At 62.5% G+C, this 16923-nt stretch carries 10 protein-coding genes and 2 pseudogenes; 8 read left to right on the forward strand and 4 right to left on the reverse strand.

The genetic code is table 11. The annotated features are described in order from the left end of the window. Nucleotides 1–334: 334 nt before the first annotated feature. On the forward strand, nt 335–979 hold the full coding sequence (locus NCS67_RS10140; protein WP_250435087.1) for a hypothetical protein: 645 nt from the start codon (nt 335–337) through the stop codon (nt 977–979). Nucleotides 980–1235: 256 nt separating this feature from the next. Here the strand turns inward: NCS67_RS10140 and NCS67_RS10145 are convergent, their stop codons facing one another. Together NCS67_RS10145 and NCS67_RS10150 are read right to left on the reverse strand one after the other, a co-directional pair. Beyond that, nucleotides 1236–2663 (reverse strand): hypothetical protein, encoded by a 1428-nt coding sequence (locus tag NCS67_RS10145; protein WP_250435088.1) that lies wholly within the window; start codon nt 2661–2663, stop codon nt 1236–1238. Beyond that, nucleotides 2660–7510, reverse strand: coding sequence for a DEAD/DEAH box helicase family protein (locus NCS67_RS10150; protein ID WP_250435090.1), 4851 nt, complete (start codon nt 7508–7510; stop codon nt 2660–2662). Before NCS67_RS10150 ends, NCS67_RS10145 begins: the two co-directional genes overlap by 4 nt. A gap of 56 nt (nt 7511–7566) precedes the next feature. Here NCS67_RS10150 and NCS67_RS10155 point away from each other — a divergent pair. The 4 genes and pseudogenes from NCS67_RS10155 to NCS67_RS10170 all read left to right on the forward strand — a co-directional run. Then, nucleotides 7567–7716 (forward strand): annotated as a pseudogene (locus NCS67_RS10155) (tyrosine-type recombinase/integrase); the annotation flags it as partial. Between the two features lie 21 nt (nt 7717–7737). Next, a pseudogene (locus NCS67_RS10160) lies at nt 7738–7866 on the forward strand (IS91 family transposase); the annotation flags it as partial. 969 nt (nt 7867–8835) lie between these two features. After that, on the forward strand, nt 8836–9186 hold the full coding sequence (locus NCS67_RS10165; protein ID WP_034471613.1) for a DUF4148 domain-containing protein: 351 nt from the start codon (nt 8836–8838) through the stop codon (nt 9184–9186). A gap of 172 nt (nt 9187–9358) precedes the next feature. After that, nucleotides 9359–10123, forward strand: a complete 765-nt coding sequence (locus NCS67_RS10170) for a DUF2242 domain-containing protein (protein ID WP_250435092.1) — start codon at nt 9359–9361, stop codon at nt 10121–10123. Nucleotides 10124–10127: 4 nt separating this feature from the next. Here NCS67_RS10170 and NCS67_RS10175 read toward each other — a convergent pair whose 3' ends face one another. Both NCS67_RS10175 and NCS67_RS10180 read right to left on the reverse strand, forming a co-directional pair. After that, nucleotides 10128–12275, reverse strand: coding sequence for a D-(-)-3-hydroxybutyrate oligomer hydrolase (locus NCS67_RS10175; protein WP_250435094.1), 2148 nt, complete (start codon nt 12273–12275; stop codon nt 10128–10130). Between the two features lie 226 nt (nt 12276–12501). Then, the gene (locus NCS67_RS10180) at nt 12502–12873 is read right to left on the reverse strand and encodes a BON domain-containing protein (RefSeq protein ID WP_061162774.1); all 372 of its coding nucleotides are present in this window, start codon (nt 12871–12873) and stop codon (nt 12502–12504) included. 627 nt (nt 12874–13500) lie between these two features. Here NCS67_RS10180 and NCS67_RS10185 point away from each other — a divergent pair. The 3 genes from NCS67_RS10185 to NCS67_RS10195 all read left to right on the forward strand — a co-directional run bounded on the left by NCS67_RS10185 (nt 13501) and on the right by NCS67_RS10195 (nt 16896). Then, the gene (locus NCS67_RS10185; protein ID WP_175980446.1) at nt 13501–14976 is read left to right on the forward strand and encodes a TAXI family TRAP transporter solute-binding subunit; all 1476 of its coding nucleotides are present in this window, start codon (nt 13501–13503) and stop codon (nt 14974–14976) included. Between the two features lie 140 nt (nt 14977–15116). Further along, the gene (locus tag NCS67_RS10190) at nt 15117–15776 is read left to right on the forward strand and encodes a 2-hydroxychromene-2-carboxylate isomerase (RefSeq protein WP_250435096.1); all 660 of its coding nucleotides are present in this window, start codon (nt 15117–15119) and stop codon (nt 15774–15776) included. Between the two features lie 133 nt (nt 15777–15909). Beyond that, the gene (locus NCS67_RS10195) at nt 15910–16896 is read left to right on the forward strand and encodes a LysR family transcriptional regulator (RefSeq protein WP_250435098.1); all 987 of its coding nucleotides are present in this window, start codon (nt 15910–15912) and stop codon (nt 16894–16896) included. The last annotated feature ends 27 nt before the right edge of the window (nt 16897–16923 follow it).

Genomic DNA, 16923 nt, shown 5'->3' on the forward strand with positions numbered 1-16923 from the left:
TGGCTGGTAAGCAGGCGCTCGCCGGCCTATAAGGTGCCCTCCGTTGATCGACAGTGTACTCTCGTCATCTCGCTACCAATCGCCTGGATCCACTCCTAGAGTCCTCAGCGCATCTTTATGGTTCCGTGGAACATCGCCCATACTCAAGCTCAGGCCGCTGGAGATGCCTCGGTTGCGTGCTTGAACTTGATCGACCGGTTCCCTCGCGGTCATCAGCACGAGGATCGCTGCCCCGTGTGCGCAAATCGCGCGCACCCTTACGAAGTGTGATAAATCACTTGCTGCTGTATGGCTGTCGTTCATTGTCCTCGAATAACTCAAGGAGCAACACGACATGAAAGAATCCCTGCTTGAGCTAGTGAAGTCGCCGTGGGGCTTGCCCCTCCTTTTTGGGTTTCTACTTTTGGTAGGAGGCGCTGCAGGCTCATTGACCATCAAGGGGTTCATATTTTCTCCTAGCGACCGAATAGCACTTTACACAGGTGCGGGGCTCTGTTTCTGTGCAGCGGTTGGTAGCTACTTCTGGGTCCAATACACGGCTGGCAAAGCGCTGGAACGATTAAACGTGGCCGAGTACGGAATCAAAATTTTGGATCCGAAGCCTGATGTCTCGGTCGGCTCTACGGTGCGGGTGTATGGAAAACTGAAGAAACCGATTCCCCATGGCTTTCGGCTGCAGCTGTTACGGCGGTGGGAAACCAAGCCAGGCGTCTTTTATCCTGTTCAAATTCCCGCGATGGAGCCCGATGGCGAGCACTGGTTAGCTCCGGATTGTTATATCGGAGGTTTCTCCGGCGAGGGGCGGATTATCGAAGCTGTAATAGTAGGCCCCGACGGAATGTTACTTTTTGACACCTGGAGCGAAGGAGCCGAAGCGTTCTATCAGGCAAGAAAGAGCAAAGACCTGCTGTTTCCGGGAGTCAAAAAATTCCCTGCAGACGTTGTCTCGTGTGACCGAATTAGAGTGAAACGCTCGTGATGGCAGGTTTCAGGCCCTCGCGACGGTCAACCAGCTAGTGCAGCAGTTCCCCCACTTCAACGGTTGCACGGGTCTGGAACTCGACTGACGCCTTGGGCGTGTATCTCGGCGTGGCGGGCGTGGGCGGATTGAGGTTCGCAGATTTGCGAAAGACACGTCGAACGTGCGAAGGATGTCGCGGAACTTTCAGGCTAGACGTTCTCGCACATCCTGCTCGCTTCACGAGCGGTCCCAGTCTTGCCATCGCAACAGCCTGCTAGGTACCACACGGCAGCGGCGGGCGGGTATTGCCGGGCCAACAATCTGAGACAAAGGTGCACCCGCGGCAACAAAGGCTCGCATCGATCATGTGTATCTGACAACGGGGCTCTCTGCGGTCCATGACATCACGGTGGGCGCAGTGGTGAGGCGTTTCGTCGATGAAGAGGGCCCTCGGCATCGACAACACCGGCCTAGAGATAGCAGATGGTCCTGCCGCCATGCGAGCAACATTGCAGACGCTCCATCTATGGAACCTGCAGTCAACGTCCGGGTCAGTTTTGACAAAGTGGGGCGCATAGCCAGTGACGATGATCCAGTTATCGCGCTCTCTGGGATTCGAACGCGCCAGCGGCCGTGTGACCGCCGGTTTGTGCATCGGCTCGCGCGGAAACCCAGGAAAATCGACAATCGGCGCGGGCCGAAGCTCAAGGTCGAGCTGCTCTCCCGTTCGCGCTAGTAGCGCCGCGGCACCGGCAGCGAGCTTGTCGACGTGAGGACCCAGAGAAAGTTCGTCAGTTGTCTCGTCCTTCGTGTACTCGAGCAAGGACTCCTCAGATTCCTCCAGCACCGTCAGGAGCATGTTGTCCGCTCCACGCAGCACCAGCGCGGGATAGACCAATACACGCGGCTTTCGCCCGAAGACAGGTGATCCGCTTGCTTCGTAGCTCACGTGAACCGCGTGAAAACATGCGACGATCGAGTCCTTTGTGAGGTAGTTCAAGACCTGTGTAGGTCGAACGTTGAAGGGCGTCTCGGCGGCGAGAGCCCTCTTGGATATCAGCGAAAACAGTTCGCTGGCCTGAACCTTGAAATTCTGCTTTTGAAAGATCTTGATCTTGACGTCTTCGACGGTGCCCTCGACGAACGCCTGCACTGGGTCAACGAACACGACGATCCATTGCCCGCTTGTGATTACGGCTCTGGGCAGCGTGTGCCCGTGTCTGTCCTTCAGACCTTTAACGTAGCCGCCCACCTGATCGATGTAGGCATGCCATTGCCCCGCCACCGGAGAGTCTTTCGCCTCCCCACCGCTTCTCCAGTGATTGATTCCTTCACCCAACAGGGTTGGGGCTTCAAAAGCAACGTTCTTTCGCGGCTGCAGAAACGCCTTGTCCCAAGCTTTGGCCTCAATGAGTAGGGCCGGAGCATTGGTGTCTGCTCTGACGCCAAGATAGTCCATAAACGTGGTCGTCTCGCCCTTGAGACGGGCCTCTTCCGCCATGTCCCCACCCAATCCCAGCGACCAACCAAGCAGTTCCACGAGCTCATCTAGAAAGTGAACGCGAGTCGTGTGTTCGTGAGGATCGCCTGCCTCCGCGCCGGCGAACTCCGGGCGCGCGCCTGCAGCGATCGACGCATCGAAGCGATCGATCAGATTGGCAAATCGTTCGATGAACTCTGCCTCCGTGACTTCGCGAATCACTGGAGCAGCTCCGGCAGACGATAGAGCAGCTTTCTTGCCGACGGCCACCCTGCTTCCATGAAAATCTCGAGGCAGTCTACGAGCGCCTGCCGCCGTTCTTCAGCCCCAAAGATCTCCTTGCTGTCCGCCAGGAAGCTGCTTATCAGTCGCACCATCAGCTCGGTGCCCAACGGTTCGTATTGATAGCCCCCCTTCGCGCCCCCCCGAATCGCACGCGCGGTCAGATCGAACGCACGCTCCGGGTTCTGCGGAGCGAGAATCTCCACCAATTGCAGGAGTTGATAAATGGTGTGCGGCTGTGCTTGATCTGCGATAAGGTCGAGCGTTGACGCTACCTCGCGCAAGTAAATCTCACACCCAGCCTCGTCGATTCCCATTCCGCCGTTGACTCGACCGGTCGCGAAATAGAGCTGCATGGCTGCCTTGTCGATGAGCCCGACGCACGCTTTCAACCTCGGCACCTGGTCGTCGGGAACAGCGACGCTCGGGTCGTACGTTGCAAGTGGTCTGCTCGCGGCAACGACGATTCGATGAAGGACGGCCTGAGCACGATGCCGAAGCGCACCTTCCTCTGATTGTCCAGGATGCAGGCCCAGCACGACTGCATCGCGCAGCGTGAAAAGAATCGTTCCGAGCTGTCCGCTGTGCACAGACGGGTCGTCCAACCACCTCGACAGAACGGCCTCCGCTGAGGCTCTCTGATGGGTCACCGAAAGAATCGCGACGAGGTCAGCCAGAGAGTTCTCAAGATCAGCCTGCTTCGCCGTGCCGCTGTACCGCGCAAGGAGCGCGAGGATCAGTCGTTCGCTTCGGTCGGGCTCGACATGGATGACCATCCGCAGCACGTTGACGGCGGAGCCCAAGACCGCAAAGTTCGCCTCTCGTTCAAGACGGAGTTCGAGGCGCCGCCAGAAACCAGCGCGATCGAGATCCCACAATCGAACCAGATGCCCGAGCGACTGAGACCGTGCCGCAGGATGGCGATCATCCAGTAAACGATCGATATCCTCCGCAAGCCGCGGGTACAGATCGGTCCGCTGCAGGCAAACGTCCAGCACCGCCGTTGCGGCCTCGATGCGAGCGGCAGGCCCGCCCCACGACTGGGACCGTTCGTACTGAGACTCCGTCTCGCCGGTGACCTCCGGGTTGCCAGAAATGGCCGCTATCCGAAAGAGCGCAAGATAACGATCAGTTGGATCGAAGTCCTTCCTGACAACCAAGCGCTCCCCCTGCGCAAGTCGCCCACATCCCTGGCCGATGACGCCTTCACCGTGGCTACGCAGCGCTTCGTCCAGGTCCGGAGCGTCTAGGCCACGAACGATTGCCTCGAGCAACTCAAGCGTGCGCGCCGTGTCGATTTCGTCGGTCGACGGACGACCGGGCTTGGCCTCGATGTAGTCCCGGGCCGCCTCTATGGCCTGCATAACGGCGATATTCGAAGGTCTATCCCTGTCCAGACCTTCGATCCAGAAGAAGGGCTCAGGCTGACCGAATCCACTCGTGATGCGAAATGGTCGCTCATTTCGAAGGCTGCGCTCGGCTGATTCTGCTGGCGTGGCCGCGAGAACGGCACGTGCACTCTCGGTGACGAGTTGGTCAGACCCGATGACGCTAAACAGACGCTGGATCAGATGGCCCCTGGCCGATTCCGGAGTTTTGTACCCTTCCATTGAGAAGGTCGTTACCGAAATTTCGAGCGCCTCCCGCTCAGCGATGCTGCGCCGCCCATACCCGCGGGCCACGAGGTCGATGGCATCCTTCTGGGTATCGATATTGGAGAGCCATGCTTCATCTGCCGCAATCGGCCAAAGCCGGTCGATCAAGCTATCGTTGCGTCGCACTGCCGCAAGAAAGAGCCTTGCCCATGTCAATGCCCATGCCGACGAAGTCGAAATCTGGTCCGCAACCAAGCAAGCATCGGACTCAGGCAATGCAACAAACGCGGGCAGGAACTTAGCAATCAACGCTTCGCCATCCCGGCCATAATTTTGATCAGGGTCGTGGCCCCAAATGTGACTCAGGTCCGTTTCAAGTCGAAAAGTCCGGCCATTAATCGTTCGGGTGACAATCTCGCGCTCTGTCGGGTCGTGTTCCCGCCGAATGTAGCGGTCTACCGATTCCACAAACGCTCGAGCGGCCGCTTGAGGGTGATTCTGCAGAAACGTCGGGAAGAACTCGCACAGCGAGAACAGCGCCATGCTGTAGTCCTGCCCGGAATTCGACGTCAGAGATAGGATCTGACTTCGACCGCCCATGCTGGTAGTGACATCGTCTTTGACGGTGCCTGCGTACGTCTTCGAATACACGGTCGCAGCGAAATCCGGATCGGCGTCGGTCAGTTTGGAAATATCACGGCACAGCGCCGGGACGTCCTCCCAGTTGTGTGCATCGGCGCGCACAGGTTCGAAAATTCGTTCTAAGAGCGCTCGAGACTCGGAAGGCGCAGTCGTGTAAGTGGCGACGACATGGGGGATGACTAGCGCAGCATCGATCCTCGAGTCAGGATGATCGAAAACGAATCCCAACAGTGCCCTTGCGGCAAGACCGACGGCAACACCGGTCTGAGACGGGCGCGCCATGTTGATCAAGAGGTGAAGCAGCGTCCTCAATGGGAAAGGGACTCGCTCTACGCTGGCAGCGAGCTTACCGGCAAGCGAGACCCATGGCGCGAGACTCACATCCGGATGGTCTTCGAGGCGCACCGCCAACGCAGATACCACGTGCCAAAGTGCCGTAGGCGCTATCTCTCGACCGTCGGCGACATGCTTTGCGACGGCATGAGTGTCTGCAGCATTCTCCGGCAGCTCGGCGCTGAGCCTTCCGGCCACGCTGCGCAGGATTGGGTCTCCCTCTGGATTGGCTACCATTCTTTCGACGGCGGTCCAATAGCGTTCGTGATCCGGCTGTGACCCCCAGAGCTCCTGCAGCAAGAAGCCCATCGCCGGCGCAAGCATCAGACCAATTGTCTGAACTTTCAGGTACTGTACCTCGCCTGAGACGAGCCCGTCGACGTCCATAAGAAGTCGCGAGGCGGCATAGTCGAACAGAAGGTGGTGACGGAACTGGATAAAGCGCTCGTTCTCGACCTTGGCTAACACACCCTGGAGAAGAAGTGCATCCAAGGCATCGGGTGCCGTGGCAGCGATGACAAGCGCCTGGGCCCGCAGCGCCCGGCTATCGACCATCGCCTGAACAACGAGGCGCATGCAGGCATCGGCGCGCGACCCCAACGGCGTCACCCGGTGCTCCCAATACAGCCTAAGCAGGCCCGCTTGGTGAGCGAGCTCGCGAAGTGCTTCAGCCCCCATTCCTGTACGGAGCAACTCGCCGATGAGACGCGTATTGAAAGGCACAAGCGCAAGTTGCCGAAGCTTCGTCGGCGCGCCATCGAGGGCGGTACGGAGTTCTGGCGCTTGGTTCAGTACCTGGTCGAATTCTCCCTCCGACCAAGGAGGCACAAGCAGATGCCTCACCGTTGGGAACGCGGCATCTCTGTAGTCCGGGTCGGCCGGACTACCTGCGAACAGCTGACGGAATCTGACGCCCATGCGCAGGTCGAACGTCCGTATCGAGGCCACGACTTTCCAGCGTCCCTTCAAAGCGAGAACGCGCTCGATAAGTGTTCGGAATGCGCCCTCTCCCTGTCCACCACGAGTAGCGTCAAGGGCGTCGACGACTAGCCATCCGCCCGATGGGCCGTCCCAGGCCTCGAGCACTTTGACGAGGTCGTGTTCGAGATCCAGTTCGTTCTTCAGTCCAACGAGGTCTTGAACACTATAGCGGTCGACGGCGAGCTCGACGACGTCGCCATGGCCCCTCAACTCACGAGCCAGCGCGTTGATGACAGCGCTCTTGCCCGCACCCGGCTCGCCAATCAAGAGGAGCGATCCTTCTTGAGCCGCGGCTAATGCGGCCGCCAGGCATTCCCGGGGGATTCGGATGACGCCATCGGCTCTCTCGATCTGTTCGTAGGGCTGCAAGTCGACGGCAATTTGCGCCGAATGTTCCCTAAGCTTGCGGATATCGTCTTCAAAGCGTGGTGGCGCAGACAACGGCACTCGTGCATGCATGACGGCTTGCCGCAGTTGGGGTAGGTCGCCACCGCTCCGCTCGGTCATCCATCGCTGGCTGATCTGTGCCAGCGCGGTGATCAAAGGTCGAGCTTGATCCGTTGTCGTCGCCCTTGCCGCTAGCCCCTCCATGACGTTGGCGTACGCGCCAGCCGGGTCAAACGTCATCACCCTCACAAGCTGCCCAACGCTTCGAAGCACGGTCGGATTCCATGGTTCGGCCGTGGTCTTGCCCCACGCCTCCCGCATGCATGTCTCGAACACCTCCAGTGCCCTTTGCTGGCCCTGCGTCAGCGCACTTGGCGATGGCTGCGAGTGAGACCTAAGCGCAGCCGGGAGATCCACACGAATCGAAGCGGGTGCCGTGGGGCCTACTGCCAGCACGAGTCGATCCTTATTTGGATCGAGGCAGCGATCCCAAAGTTGTTCGCCCTGACCTTCGCGGCAGACAAGCCAGTGTCGAATGAACTGTTGGACGGTCTTGGCCAAGCCGCCGTCAGCCGCGGACGAGAGGTTCACAGTCGTCTTGGCCTGCACCGCGATGAACCCGCCTTTCGAGGTTGCCACCAGGATGTCGTCCACAGGTGCCTCGGTCTCGAAGCGAATCCAGACAGGAACGGCTGCCCCCAGTTCCAGTACGTGGTCGACTGGAACTTGGGCAAGCAACTGCAGACCGAAAAGCGCCCCAAGCTGGGCCTGAAACCCAATACCCCCTGCTGCTGCGGCGCCACCACTGGAGATGCCTCGAGAACTCGTCGGATGCTGTGAGGTTGCCAAGTTGACTCGATTAAGTTGACTTCGGGTTGTGGTCGCAATGATTGTACAAGGTGGACACCCACCTGCTCGAACAGAAGGTCGATATTCGTGTGATCCAGGTGCTGCTCGGCCATGCGAAGCTCGAGAACACCGCGCTCTACGTCCAGGTAGCCACCGATCTGCTACACGAGGTCACCAGTCCGCTGGACCGTCTGCCCTCCGAGTAGGCCCGAGCGCTGTAACACCTCATGCTGGAGGTTGCGGACATCTTCCGCAGCCACGGGCCAGCGTGGCGAGCCAAGACACGCCTGAGCCTCGGGCAGCTGAAGGTCATGTCGGCCATCGAACGGCGCCGCACAGCGGCACTGGGCGTACATCCTCGCGCGCAGCGCCCCGATCCGCGCACCGCCGATGTGCCGGGGGCAAACATGAGCACAACGGTTCCCCGATACCTGAACCGACCGTCGGCTTTGCGGCAACGCGGCTTACGAGCGGACGGTTGCGCCTGGCGCTTCGCAAAGCGCCTCCCGCGTCTGCTTCACCATCGTGATTGCACGACAGCACCGCCTTGCTATGGCATCAGCGCCCGTCCAATATCCCGCCTGTCCGCAGCGCATCCGACATCGCTGAGCATCTTGACCTATCAATCGCCATAGCGGTGAGTTCCGATCACACCGGAGCACTCCGCGGTTTCCTCCGTCGGGTTTATTCGACGCCTGCCGGCACGCGCGGAAGCATTCACATGCCTGCGGCCGATGGCAGGCATCGAATAAACCTAAACGACTTCTCCCGTTCACATGAAGTGTGGCGGGGGTTCAATGCGGCGGCGATATGAATGGCCGGTCTCTTTCGTTCAACAGCCGTCCCAGAGTGGATCGGTGAACGTCGGCAAAGGCCGAACTGCGGACCCGCCCTCCTCAGCGGCAGCGCTCCTACATCATGACGTGCGCGTGCTGACAGCGCACAGGGAGTTTTGCTTATCCGACACAGGAGTTCAACGCTAGGCGAACCCGTCCGTAAGAAGTTCAAATCCACGCGAATTTGGGGTTCAACGCTGGATGAGCGAGTCGGGCGGAAAACCGTGCTGGTTGGCCGTACCCTGTTCAAGGTTCGGCGAATTTCGACACTTGACTCTTGAAAAACGGCACTGCGTCCATAAGCGGAAAATCGGATCAATGGAAACCAAAAACCGATTGACAGAATTAATGCCGATTCGACAAAAGTGATTTCGTCGGATTAGGGTTTTTCCTAGGTCGTCCGGAGCCTAGACTGCATCTCAACGACGAAGCAACGGAAAGACACACACTCCGCCGCGACGTTCCTTAAAACAGCATCCGGAGGTCATCATGTTCAAGTTCAAATCAATCGTTCCCGCCATCGCCATTGCAGCCGTACTCGCCGCGCCGGCTTTCGCGCAAGCGCGCGAAGACGGCCCTGCCACCCGTGCGCAAGTGCGCGCCGAACTCGTTCAACTCGAACGCGCCGGCTACAAGCCGATGGCCGATCAAGCCACGTATCCCGCCGAGATTCAGGCTGCCGAAGCGCGCGTGGCCGCGCAACAAAGCGCATCGAACGCGTCGTTTGGCGGCGTGAGCGATGGCGCGTCGGCATCGGGGAAACCGGCGCGCGTCGGCTTTTTGAGCCGTATCGTCCGTCCCGCCGCCGATGCCAATCCGGTCGACTTCAATCGCCCGTAAGCGAAACGCAAAGCGGCGCGCGACGCCGCATCCGACGAAGCCCGGCCTCGCATGCCGGGCTTTTCGCTTGCTGAAGGAACTAAGACCTATGCTTTTTCGTCGGTGATACCGCTGGCACTACAATCTTCACCTGCCTCCCTTCGTTCCTCTCGCTCTCCGTCTTAAGCCGCTCATGTCATCTCTCGCATCGTCGCGTCTCGTGTTCGTGTCGCTCGCGCTGATCGCCCTTGTCGGGTGCGGCGGCCGCGCCGCCACCACGCCGAGCTATCAGCAGGAGCTGTTCAGCACCGGCGTGAGCCCGTTCGCGCACAATTTCGACGCCACCGTCAACGAAACCTGCGAGGCCGCGCGCCGCGCGCTGCTGTCGCAAGGGTTTCTCACGACGATGGGCCAGCCCGACACCGTCGACGCGACCAAGAATTTCCAGCCGAGCGCCGAAACGCACGTCGTCGTCTCGTTCCACGTCGTTTGCACGCCCGGCGAAAACGCGACGAACCAAAGCATCGCGTACGTGAACGCCGTGCAGGACGGCTATGCGCTCAAGAAGAGCGACACGTCCGCGAGCGTGGGCTTGAGCGTGCTCGGCTCGCTGTCGCTGCCGATCCGCTCGAACAGCGACGCGATGGTCAAGATTTCCAGCGAGACCGTGCCCGCCGGCAAGTTCTATGACCGCTTCTTCGGTCTGATGGGCCACTATCTGAACACGGTGCCGCGCAGCGCGCCCGTCGCCGGCGACGAAGTGAAAAGCAAGCCGCTCGCGCCGTCGATCATCGTGAGCTCGCCCGAGCTGACGCCGACACCGATCGTCGTGCAGGCGCCCGCCGCCGCGACCGCGATCCAGAGGCCGAATGCCGATGCGGCTGCGGCTGCGGCTGGCGCATCGGACGTCCCGGCGGCGTCGGCGGCCGCAGTGCCCGCGGCCACCGTGACGCACTGAACCGTCAGTTCGGCACGTTGACGATGCCGCCCGCCACCGAGATCGCGTTCGCGCCGGGATCGGTCGCGATGGGCGGCAGATTCGACGTCGTGAGGGCGGGCGCCGAACCCGCCTTGCCGCCGCGCGCGACCGTCCGCACCACCTGCGACGGCGGCAGCGGCGCGTTGTTCTTCAGGTGGTTCCACATCAGGTTGAGCGCTTGAATGTCGTAGTAGTGGACCGGAATGAAGCGCGTGTCGAAGCCTGCCACGCTCAGGAACGCGTCGAAGTGCTGACCGTTCGTGATCTCATACAGCGAAAGCTGGCTCTTGCTTCCCTCCGCCACGCGATTCGCACCCAGATACGGCCGCGACGCATGATTGATCGGCACGAGCGCATCCGCCCGGCCCTGCACGATGATCGCGGGCTTGCCGCGCAGATTCGCGTTCACGCGGATCGCATTGACGCTGCCCGCCATCGTCGCGTTGCCGTTCGTCCATAACGCGCGCAGGCAGGCGGCGCCCGCGTAGCTGGCATCGGGCGTCGCCAGCCGATGATCCGCCGCGCCCGTCGTTCCCGCGTTGTAGACCAGGTTGATGCCGTTGGTCGGCGGCACGCCGTTGCCGTTGCCGAAGATCGTCGGCATCGGCGAGACGAGCGGCGTGACGCCGGCCGCGCCCGTCGCCGCGCTGGTCGTGCCGAAGCTGAACTCGCAGAGATTGTCGAGGACGCTCGCTTTCATGTACGCATCGGCGTAAGTGACGGCGACGGCCGGGACCGCCTGCGAATCCCACATCGGCGCGTGCAGCGTGTCGGAATCGCTCTCGTAGCCTGCCTGATGCAGACGGTTCAGCGCATCGGTCGCCTGCTCCGTCGTCGTGCCGCCCGAGACGAAGCCGTTGGCGGCAAGCGTCGCACAGCGCGCCGTGCGGATCGCGTTGGTCGTGGCGGGCAGAAGCGTCGTCAGATACGGCGCGCCTGCCGCAGCGGGCGCGAGCGCCGCGCACGGCTGCAGCAGGTTCGCGAGCGTCATGTAATCCGCGAGCGGCCTGCCGAACGAGCCGACCGGCACGCCGCCCTGCCGCACCGAAACCTGCGACGGCAAATTCAGATTGATCTGCGGCTCGCCGACGACGACCGCCGTGATCCAGCCGTCGGTGTCCTGTTCCGCCGCCGCCAGCGATGCGCCGCCGCCGTTGCTCACCGATGCCGCGATCGTCGTGATGCTGCCCTTGCTGTAGCGCACCTGATGCGTCGATCCGCTGACCGGCCCGAACATGTCGTTGAGCGCCCAGTACGCGAACTGGATCGCCTGCAGCGTGTTCTTGCCCCAGTCCTGCTCCGGGTTTTGCTGCGAATGCGCGTGCTTGTACGCGTAGCGATTCGGGAACGCCGAATTGAACGACGACAGCGCCGACGCGCTCACGTTCGCCTTAAAAATCGCCTTGGTTCCGGCGATGTCCGCACTGGCGAGCGTGCCGTCGATGAGCGTCACGAGCGTCGTCGAAATTTCCTGCGCGCCGTTGCCGCTGCCCTTGTCCGTGTAGGCGACCGCGCAGCCGCGCTTGAGGCCCCACTCGCCCGCCGCCGAAATCGCACCGTAGACGCCGCGCGATCCCGATGACGTCGCCGTGACGATGCACGGCTGGTCCGGATTGAAGCTCGTCGGGATCTGCACGAGCAGGCTCACGTTCTGCCTGCCGCTGCCATCGTCCGCGTAGGCGATGTACTCCTTGCCCGCGATCTTGCCTTCGCCGAGCGAGTCGTTGCCGTTCAGATCGACATTCGGCCCCCAGAAGCGGCCGTAGCCGCCGTTCGCCGACATGTCGACGAGCGCGCGGTAGTTCGAATAGATCGCGAGACGGCGTAATTCGGCTGCCGTCGGCGCGGCGGGCTTCGCGAACGTCGGCGCGGTCGCCGACGCGAGGCCCGTCTTGCCGAGGCCGGCCGTGAGCAAATCGTCGGAGACGCCGTCGTAAGTCTGGGTGTTCACCGAGCCCGAGATGAAGCTCGGCAAGCTGTTGGCCGGCTGGCCGCCGCCGCCGTTGTCGTCATCGCCGCCGTGGCATGCGGCTAGTGTCGCCGCCGCCAGTAACGCCAGCGCGCCGAGCGCGGCCGTTCGCGGCACGTCCTGCAAAGCCTGCAACCTCGGGAAACGCGCGAGTCTTTTCATTTGAATCTCCGCCATCGGTTCCGATTGAGTGATGCGATTTTCAAGCGATCGACAATGCGAGTATCGCGCCGATCGAACGCCAGTCACAGCCGATTTCACGCGCGCCGGCTGCAAAAGCTCCAAACGACAACGGGCCCCGGCGGCGACGCCGGAGCCCGTTCAAACGCCCGCCAGACGAGCGAAGCTTGCGGCATCGCGAGATGCCGCCCACTGCCTGTGATGCGTGTTATTGCCCGCCGCCTTGAACGCCGAGCGTAATCTTGTTGGAGACCGACTTCACGCCCGGCACGCCCTTCGCGACTTCTTCGGCCTGAGCGATCTGGCCGCCTTCCGGCACCGTGCCGGTCAGCGTGACCGCGCCGCTGCGCGCGCGCACGAACACGTTCGACACGTCGAAGCCCTGTGCCTTCGACAGCGCGCGGCGCACGTCGTAGCCGAGCTTGCGGTCGGTTTTCTTGGTCGCGGATTTCTGAGCCTTGGCCGCCGCTGCCGAGTCGGTGCTCGTGGCCGCCGCGTCGCTCGATTGCGCATAGGCGCTCGATGCCACGGCCACGCACACCACCACGCCCAGCGCCTTCAACAGATCGACTGCTTTCATGATTTCTCCTTTTGTTTCGCTTGTTGACTTCGCACAGTTGCTACTTCGCTCGTTTTGCACTTCAAAAGCGGGCCGCATTCCCAGCGGCTGGGCAACGACATCGAGCGGCTGACCGTGACCGCGCGCGCCCGGCGCCTGAAACTGACGCGGGAATAGCGGCGGCAAGCCGGCGGATGCGGCTCACGGTGCTGCGAGAGACTGGCGATCGAAACAAATCACGGCCGGTTTTTTCGGGCGATGACGCCCGCCGGCTCGAATATGACCTGCCGCATGGCGCCTGCTTGGCGGTCCGCGAACCCACATTCCGGGCTGCGGCGCGCGAGGAGCCTTGTCGTGCGGCGGCGAACGTCAATTTAGCCCAGCGCGGCCATTAGCGCAAAGCATTTAACAATGCGGCCATATGCGACGCCGTTCGCAAGCAACAGCGCGCGCGCTTTCTACACACGCCTGTCACACGGCGCGCCGGGCCCGCGGTCATCCGGGCGACGCGCGATCTCATGTACCATCGACGCCATGCCGGCCGTCCGGACGCGCCGCTCGCGCGCCTCGCCGAACACGTTCGGGCAGACGTGGGCGCATCGCGATCGGGTAAGCTCGCAGGCACGAAGTTTCAAGATTACCGACGAGATGACCCACCCTTCAGGAAACAATCCGGGCCACGATCCGGACGTCCCGCCCAAACGCAAGCCCTTGCCGAGAATCGGCGCGCGCTTCGTCGCGATCTCATGGCGCGATCTCGCGCTCACCTTCGGCCCGATCCTGCTCGTGTGCGCGGCCGCGCTCTATGCCGCCGTGCGGCTGATCCAGCCCGCGCCGCCGAGCACGCTGACCATCGCCGCCGGCCCGAAAGGCAGCTCGTTCTGGACGAGCGCGCAGAAATACAAGACGATCCTCGCGCGCAACCGCGTGACGCTGAACATCCTCGAGACGCAAGGCTCGCTCGATAACCTGACGCGTCTCGAAGACCCGAAATCGAACGTCGACGTCGGCTTCGTGCAGGGCGGCCTGACCAAGCCGGGCGCGACGCACGACAATCTGGAATCGCTCGGCAGCGTGTCCTACGTGCCGCTCGCGGTGTTCTATCGCGGCGCGACGGTCGTCAGCCGATTGTCGGAGCTGAAGGGCAAGCGGCTCGCGATCGGCGCGGAAGGCAGCGGCACGCGCGTGCTCGCGCTGAATCTGCTGAAGGCGAACGGCATCGAGCCGGGCGGCGACACGGAACTGCTGCCGCTCGCCGGCGACGAAGCCGCGAAAGCGCTCGAAGACGGCCAGATCGACGCAGCCTTTCTGACCGGCGACTCCGCGCAGCCGCCGACGATGGCGAAGCTCCTGCGCACGTCCGGCATCCGCTTCATGGATTTCGCCCAGGCCGACGCCTACGCGCGCCGCTTTCCGTATCTGACGGAAATCGACTTGCCGATGGGCGCCTTCGATTTCGCCCGCAACCTGCCGCCGCGCGCGGTCCACATGATCGCGCCGACCGCCGAACTGGTCGCGCGCGACAGCCTGCATCCGGCGCTCTCCGATCTGCTGATCGAAGCCGCGCGCGAGGTGCACGGGCGCGCGAATCTGCTGCAGCGGGCGAACGAATTCCCCGCGCCGCTCGTGCACGAATTCCGCATCAGCGACAACGCCGAGCGCTATTACAAATCCGGCAAGAGCTTTCTGTACCGTTCGCTGCCGTTCTGGGTCGCGAGTCTCGCGGATCGCGTGCTGGTCGTGCTGGTGCCGCTGATCGTCGTGCTGATTCCGGGCTTGCGGCTCGTGCCGGGGCTGTATCGATGGCGCGTGAAATCGCGCATCTACCGCTGGTATGGCGCGCTGATTGCGATAGAGCGGGAAGCGATCAGCGGCCCCGACACCGCGCAGCGCGACGCCCTGCTCGACCGCATCGACGCGATCGAAACGGCCGTCAATCGCATGAAGATGCCGCTCGCGTTCGCCGATCAGTTCTACGTGCTGCGCGAGCACATCGGTTTCGTGCGGGAGCGTCTCGCGCACGCGCCGGTCGCCCCGGCCGACCAAACCCGCGCGCGCGACATGGCGCAACAGCATGCGGCCGGTGTCGTTCGCCAAGCAGACACGGAGCAAGGCAGCACGTAATATCTGTTGGAGAAACGTTAAAAAAGGATGCGACGCCGCGCGCTGCATCCGTCATGCAGGACACGACAAAAAACGAACAGATGCGGCTCAGAGCGCGCCGCCGCGCGAGCAAAGCCACGGAATCTCAGGGAGAAGGGAACATGAGTGCCCCGCATTCGACCAGCACCGGTCATCCGTACTTTTTCTTCGACTTCATATCGCCGTTTTCGTACTTGCTGCTGGAGCAGCATGAGAAGTGGCCCGACATGCCGTTCGAGCTCGTGCCCGTCCAGTTGATGAAACTGCTCGACCGCTGGGGCCAGCCGCACGCCGCGACGATTCCGTCCAAGCGCGTCTTCACCTACCGGCACGCGCTGTTTCGCGCGGAGCAGCTCGGCATTCCGTTCAAGATGCCGCCCGCCCATCCGTTCGATACGAGCAAGGCGCTGCGTCTTGCCGTGCTCGCCGACGGCGACATCGCCCGCGTGCGCGAAATCTTCCGCTACATCTGGCGCGAAGGGCGCGATCCCGCGACTTCGGAAGGCTTCAAGGCGTTGTGCGAGCACGTCGGCATGCCGGAGGCCGTGACGCGCATCGAGGATGAGGACGTCAAGGCGAAGCTGCGCGACAACAACGACCGCGCCGTAGCGATGGGCGTGTTCGGCGTGCCGACTTTCCTCGTCAACGATCAGATCTTCTGGGGCGAAGACACGCTGCCGATGGTGCTCTACGTCGCGCGCTCGCCGAACTGGCTCGACGGCGCGGAAGTGAAGCGCATCAGCGCGCTGCCGATCGCGCCGAAAGACGCCGATTTCAGCTGACGGCGGCCGGATGGCGGACGCGCCTATGCCGTGCATAGCGCGCCTGCTATGGCGTCAAAATTGGATAAGCGGTTTACTTCGGCTTTAGGGCTCGCGAGTTCGCGCCCGCGCGTCCTGAATTCACTTGCTTGCCATGAACGATCCCGCCGACTCACTCGACATCTGGCTCATCCGCGTGCTGCGCACCTTGCTGCTGGAGCGCAGCGTGACGCAGACCGCGCAGCGGCTGAACCAGACGCAACCGGCGATCAGCACCGCGCTGCGCCGTCTGCGCGAGATCCTGAACGACCCGATTCTCGTGCGCGGCAAACAGGGCATGGTGCCGACCGAATACGGCGAATCGCTGCTCGCGCCCGCGCAACGCGCATTGCGCGAAGTGGAATTCGTCGCGACGCCGCACGGGGATTTCGACCCGCGAAGCTCGCGCCGCACGTTCCGCGTGGCCGCGCCTGATTATCTGAACGATTTCTTCATGCCGACGCTCGTCGCCGCTTTTCGCGACGCCGCGCCCAATGCGCGTTTGGAGATCGAGTCGCTGAATCCGATGCGCGATCACGAGCGCATGCTCGACGAAGGCGAAATCGATCTGATGGTCGCGAACTGGACGAAGCCCGAGCCGCGCTTCGAACGCCAGGATCTTTTCAGCGACGTATTCGTCTGCCTGATGCGTGCGAATCATCCGCTCGCGCGCGAACCGCTGACGGCGGAACGCTACGCGCTCGCCGCGCACCTCGCGCCGACGCCGTATAGCGGCGGCCGGCGTCATCCGATCGACATCGGGCTCGCGCGCGCGGGCATCGAAAGGCGCATCGTCACGACGATTCCGTACTTCGGCCTCGTGCCGCAGGTGCTGTTGCAGTCGGACCTCATCTTCACCGCGCCGCGCCGCTTCGCGCAGCACTATGCGGCGATGCTGCCGCTCGCCGTGCTCGATTCGCCAGTGCCGTTTCCGCGCATCAAGTGCTATCAGCTTTCGGTGCCGCAGCCCGATCAGCCGACGGACATCGCCTGGCTGCGCACGCTGATGTCGACCGTTTCCGACTCGCTCACGGGCCGGAAGCAAGTTGCGGCGGCGGCATCGGGCGATGAAACCGCCGAACTGGGCGAAGCGGCGAAGTAACGCACGCGCGGCGGGACTTCGGTACTA

This window comes from Caballeronia sp. ATUFL_F2_KS9A (genome assembly GCF_023630765.1).
GTDB lineage: Bacteria > Pseudomonadota > Gammaproteobacteria > Burkholderiales > Burkholderiaceae > Caballeronia > Caballeronia zhejiangensis.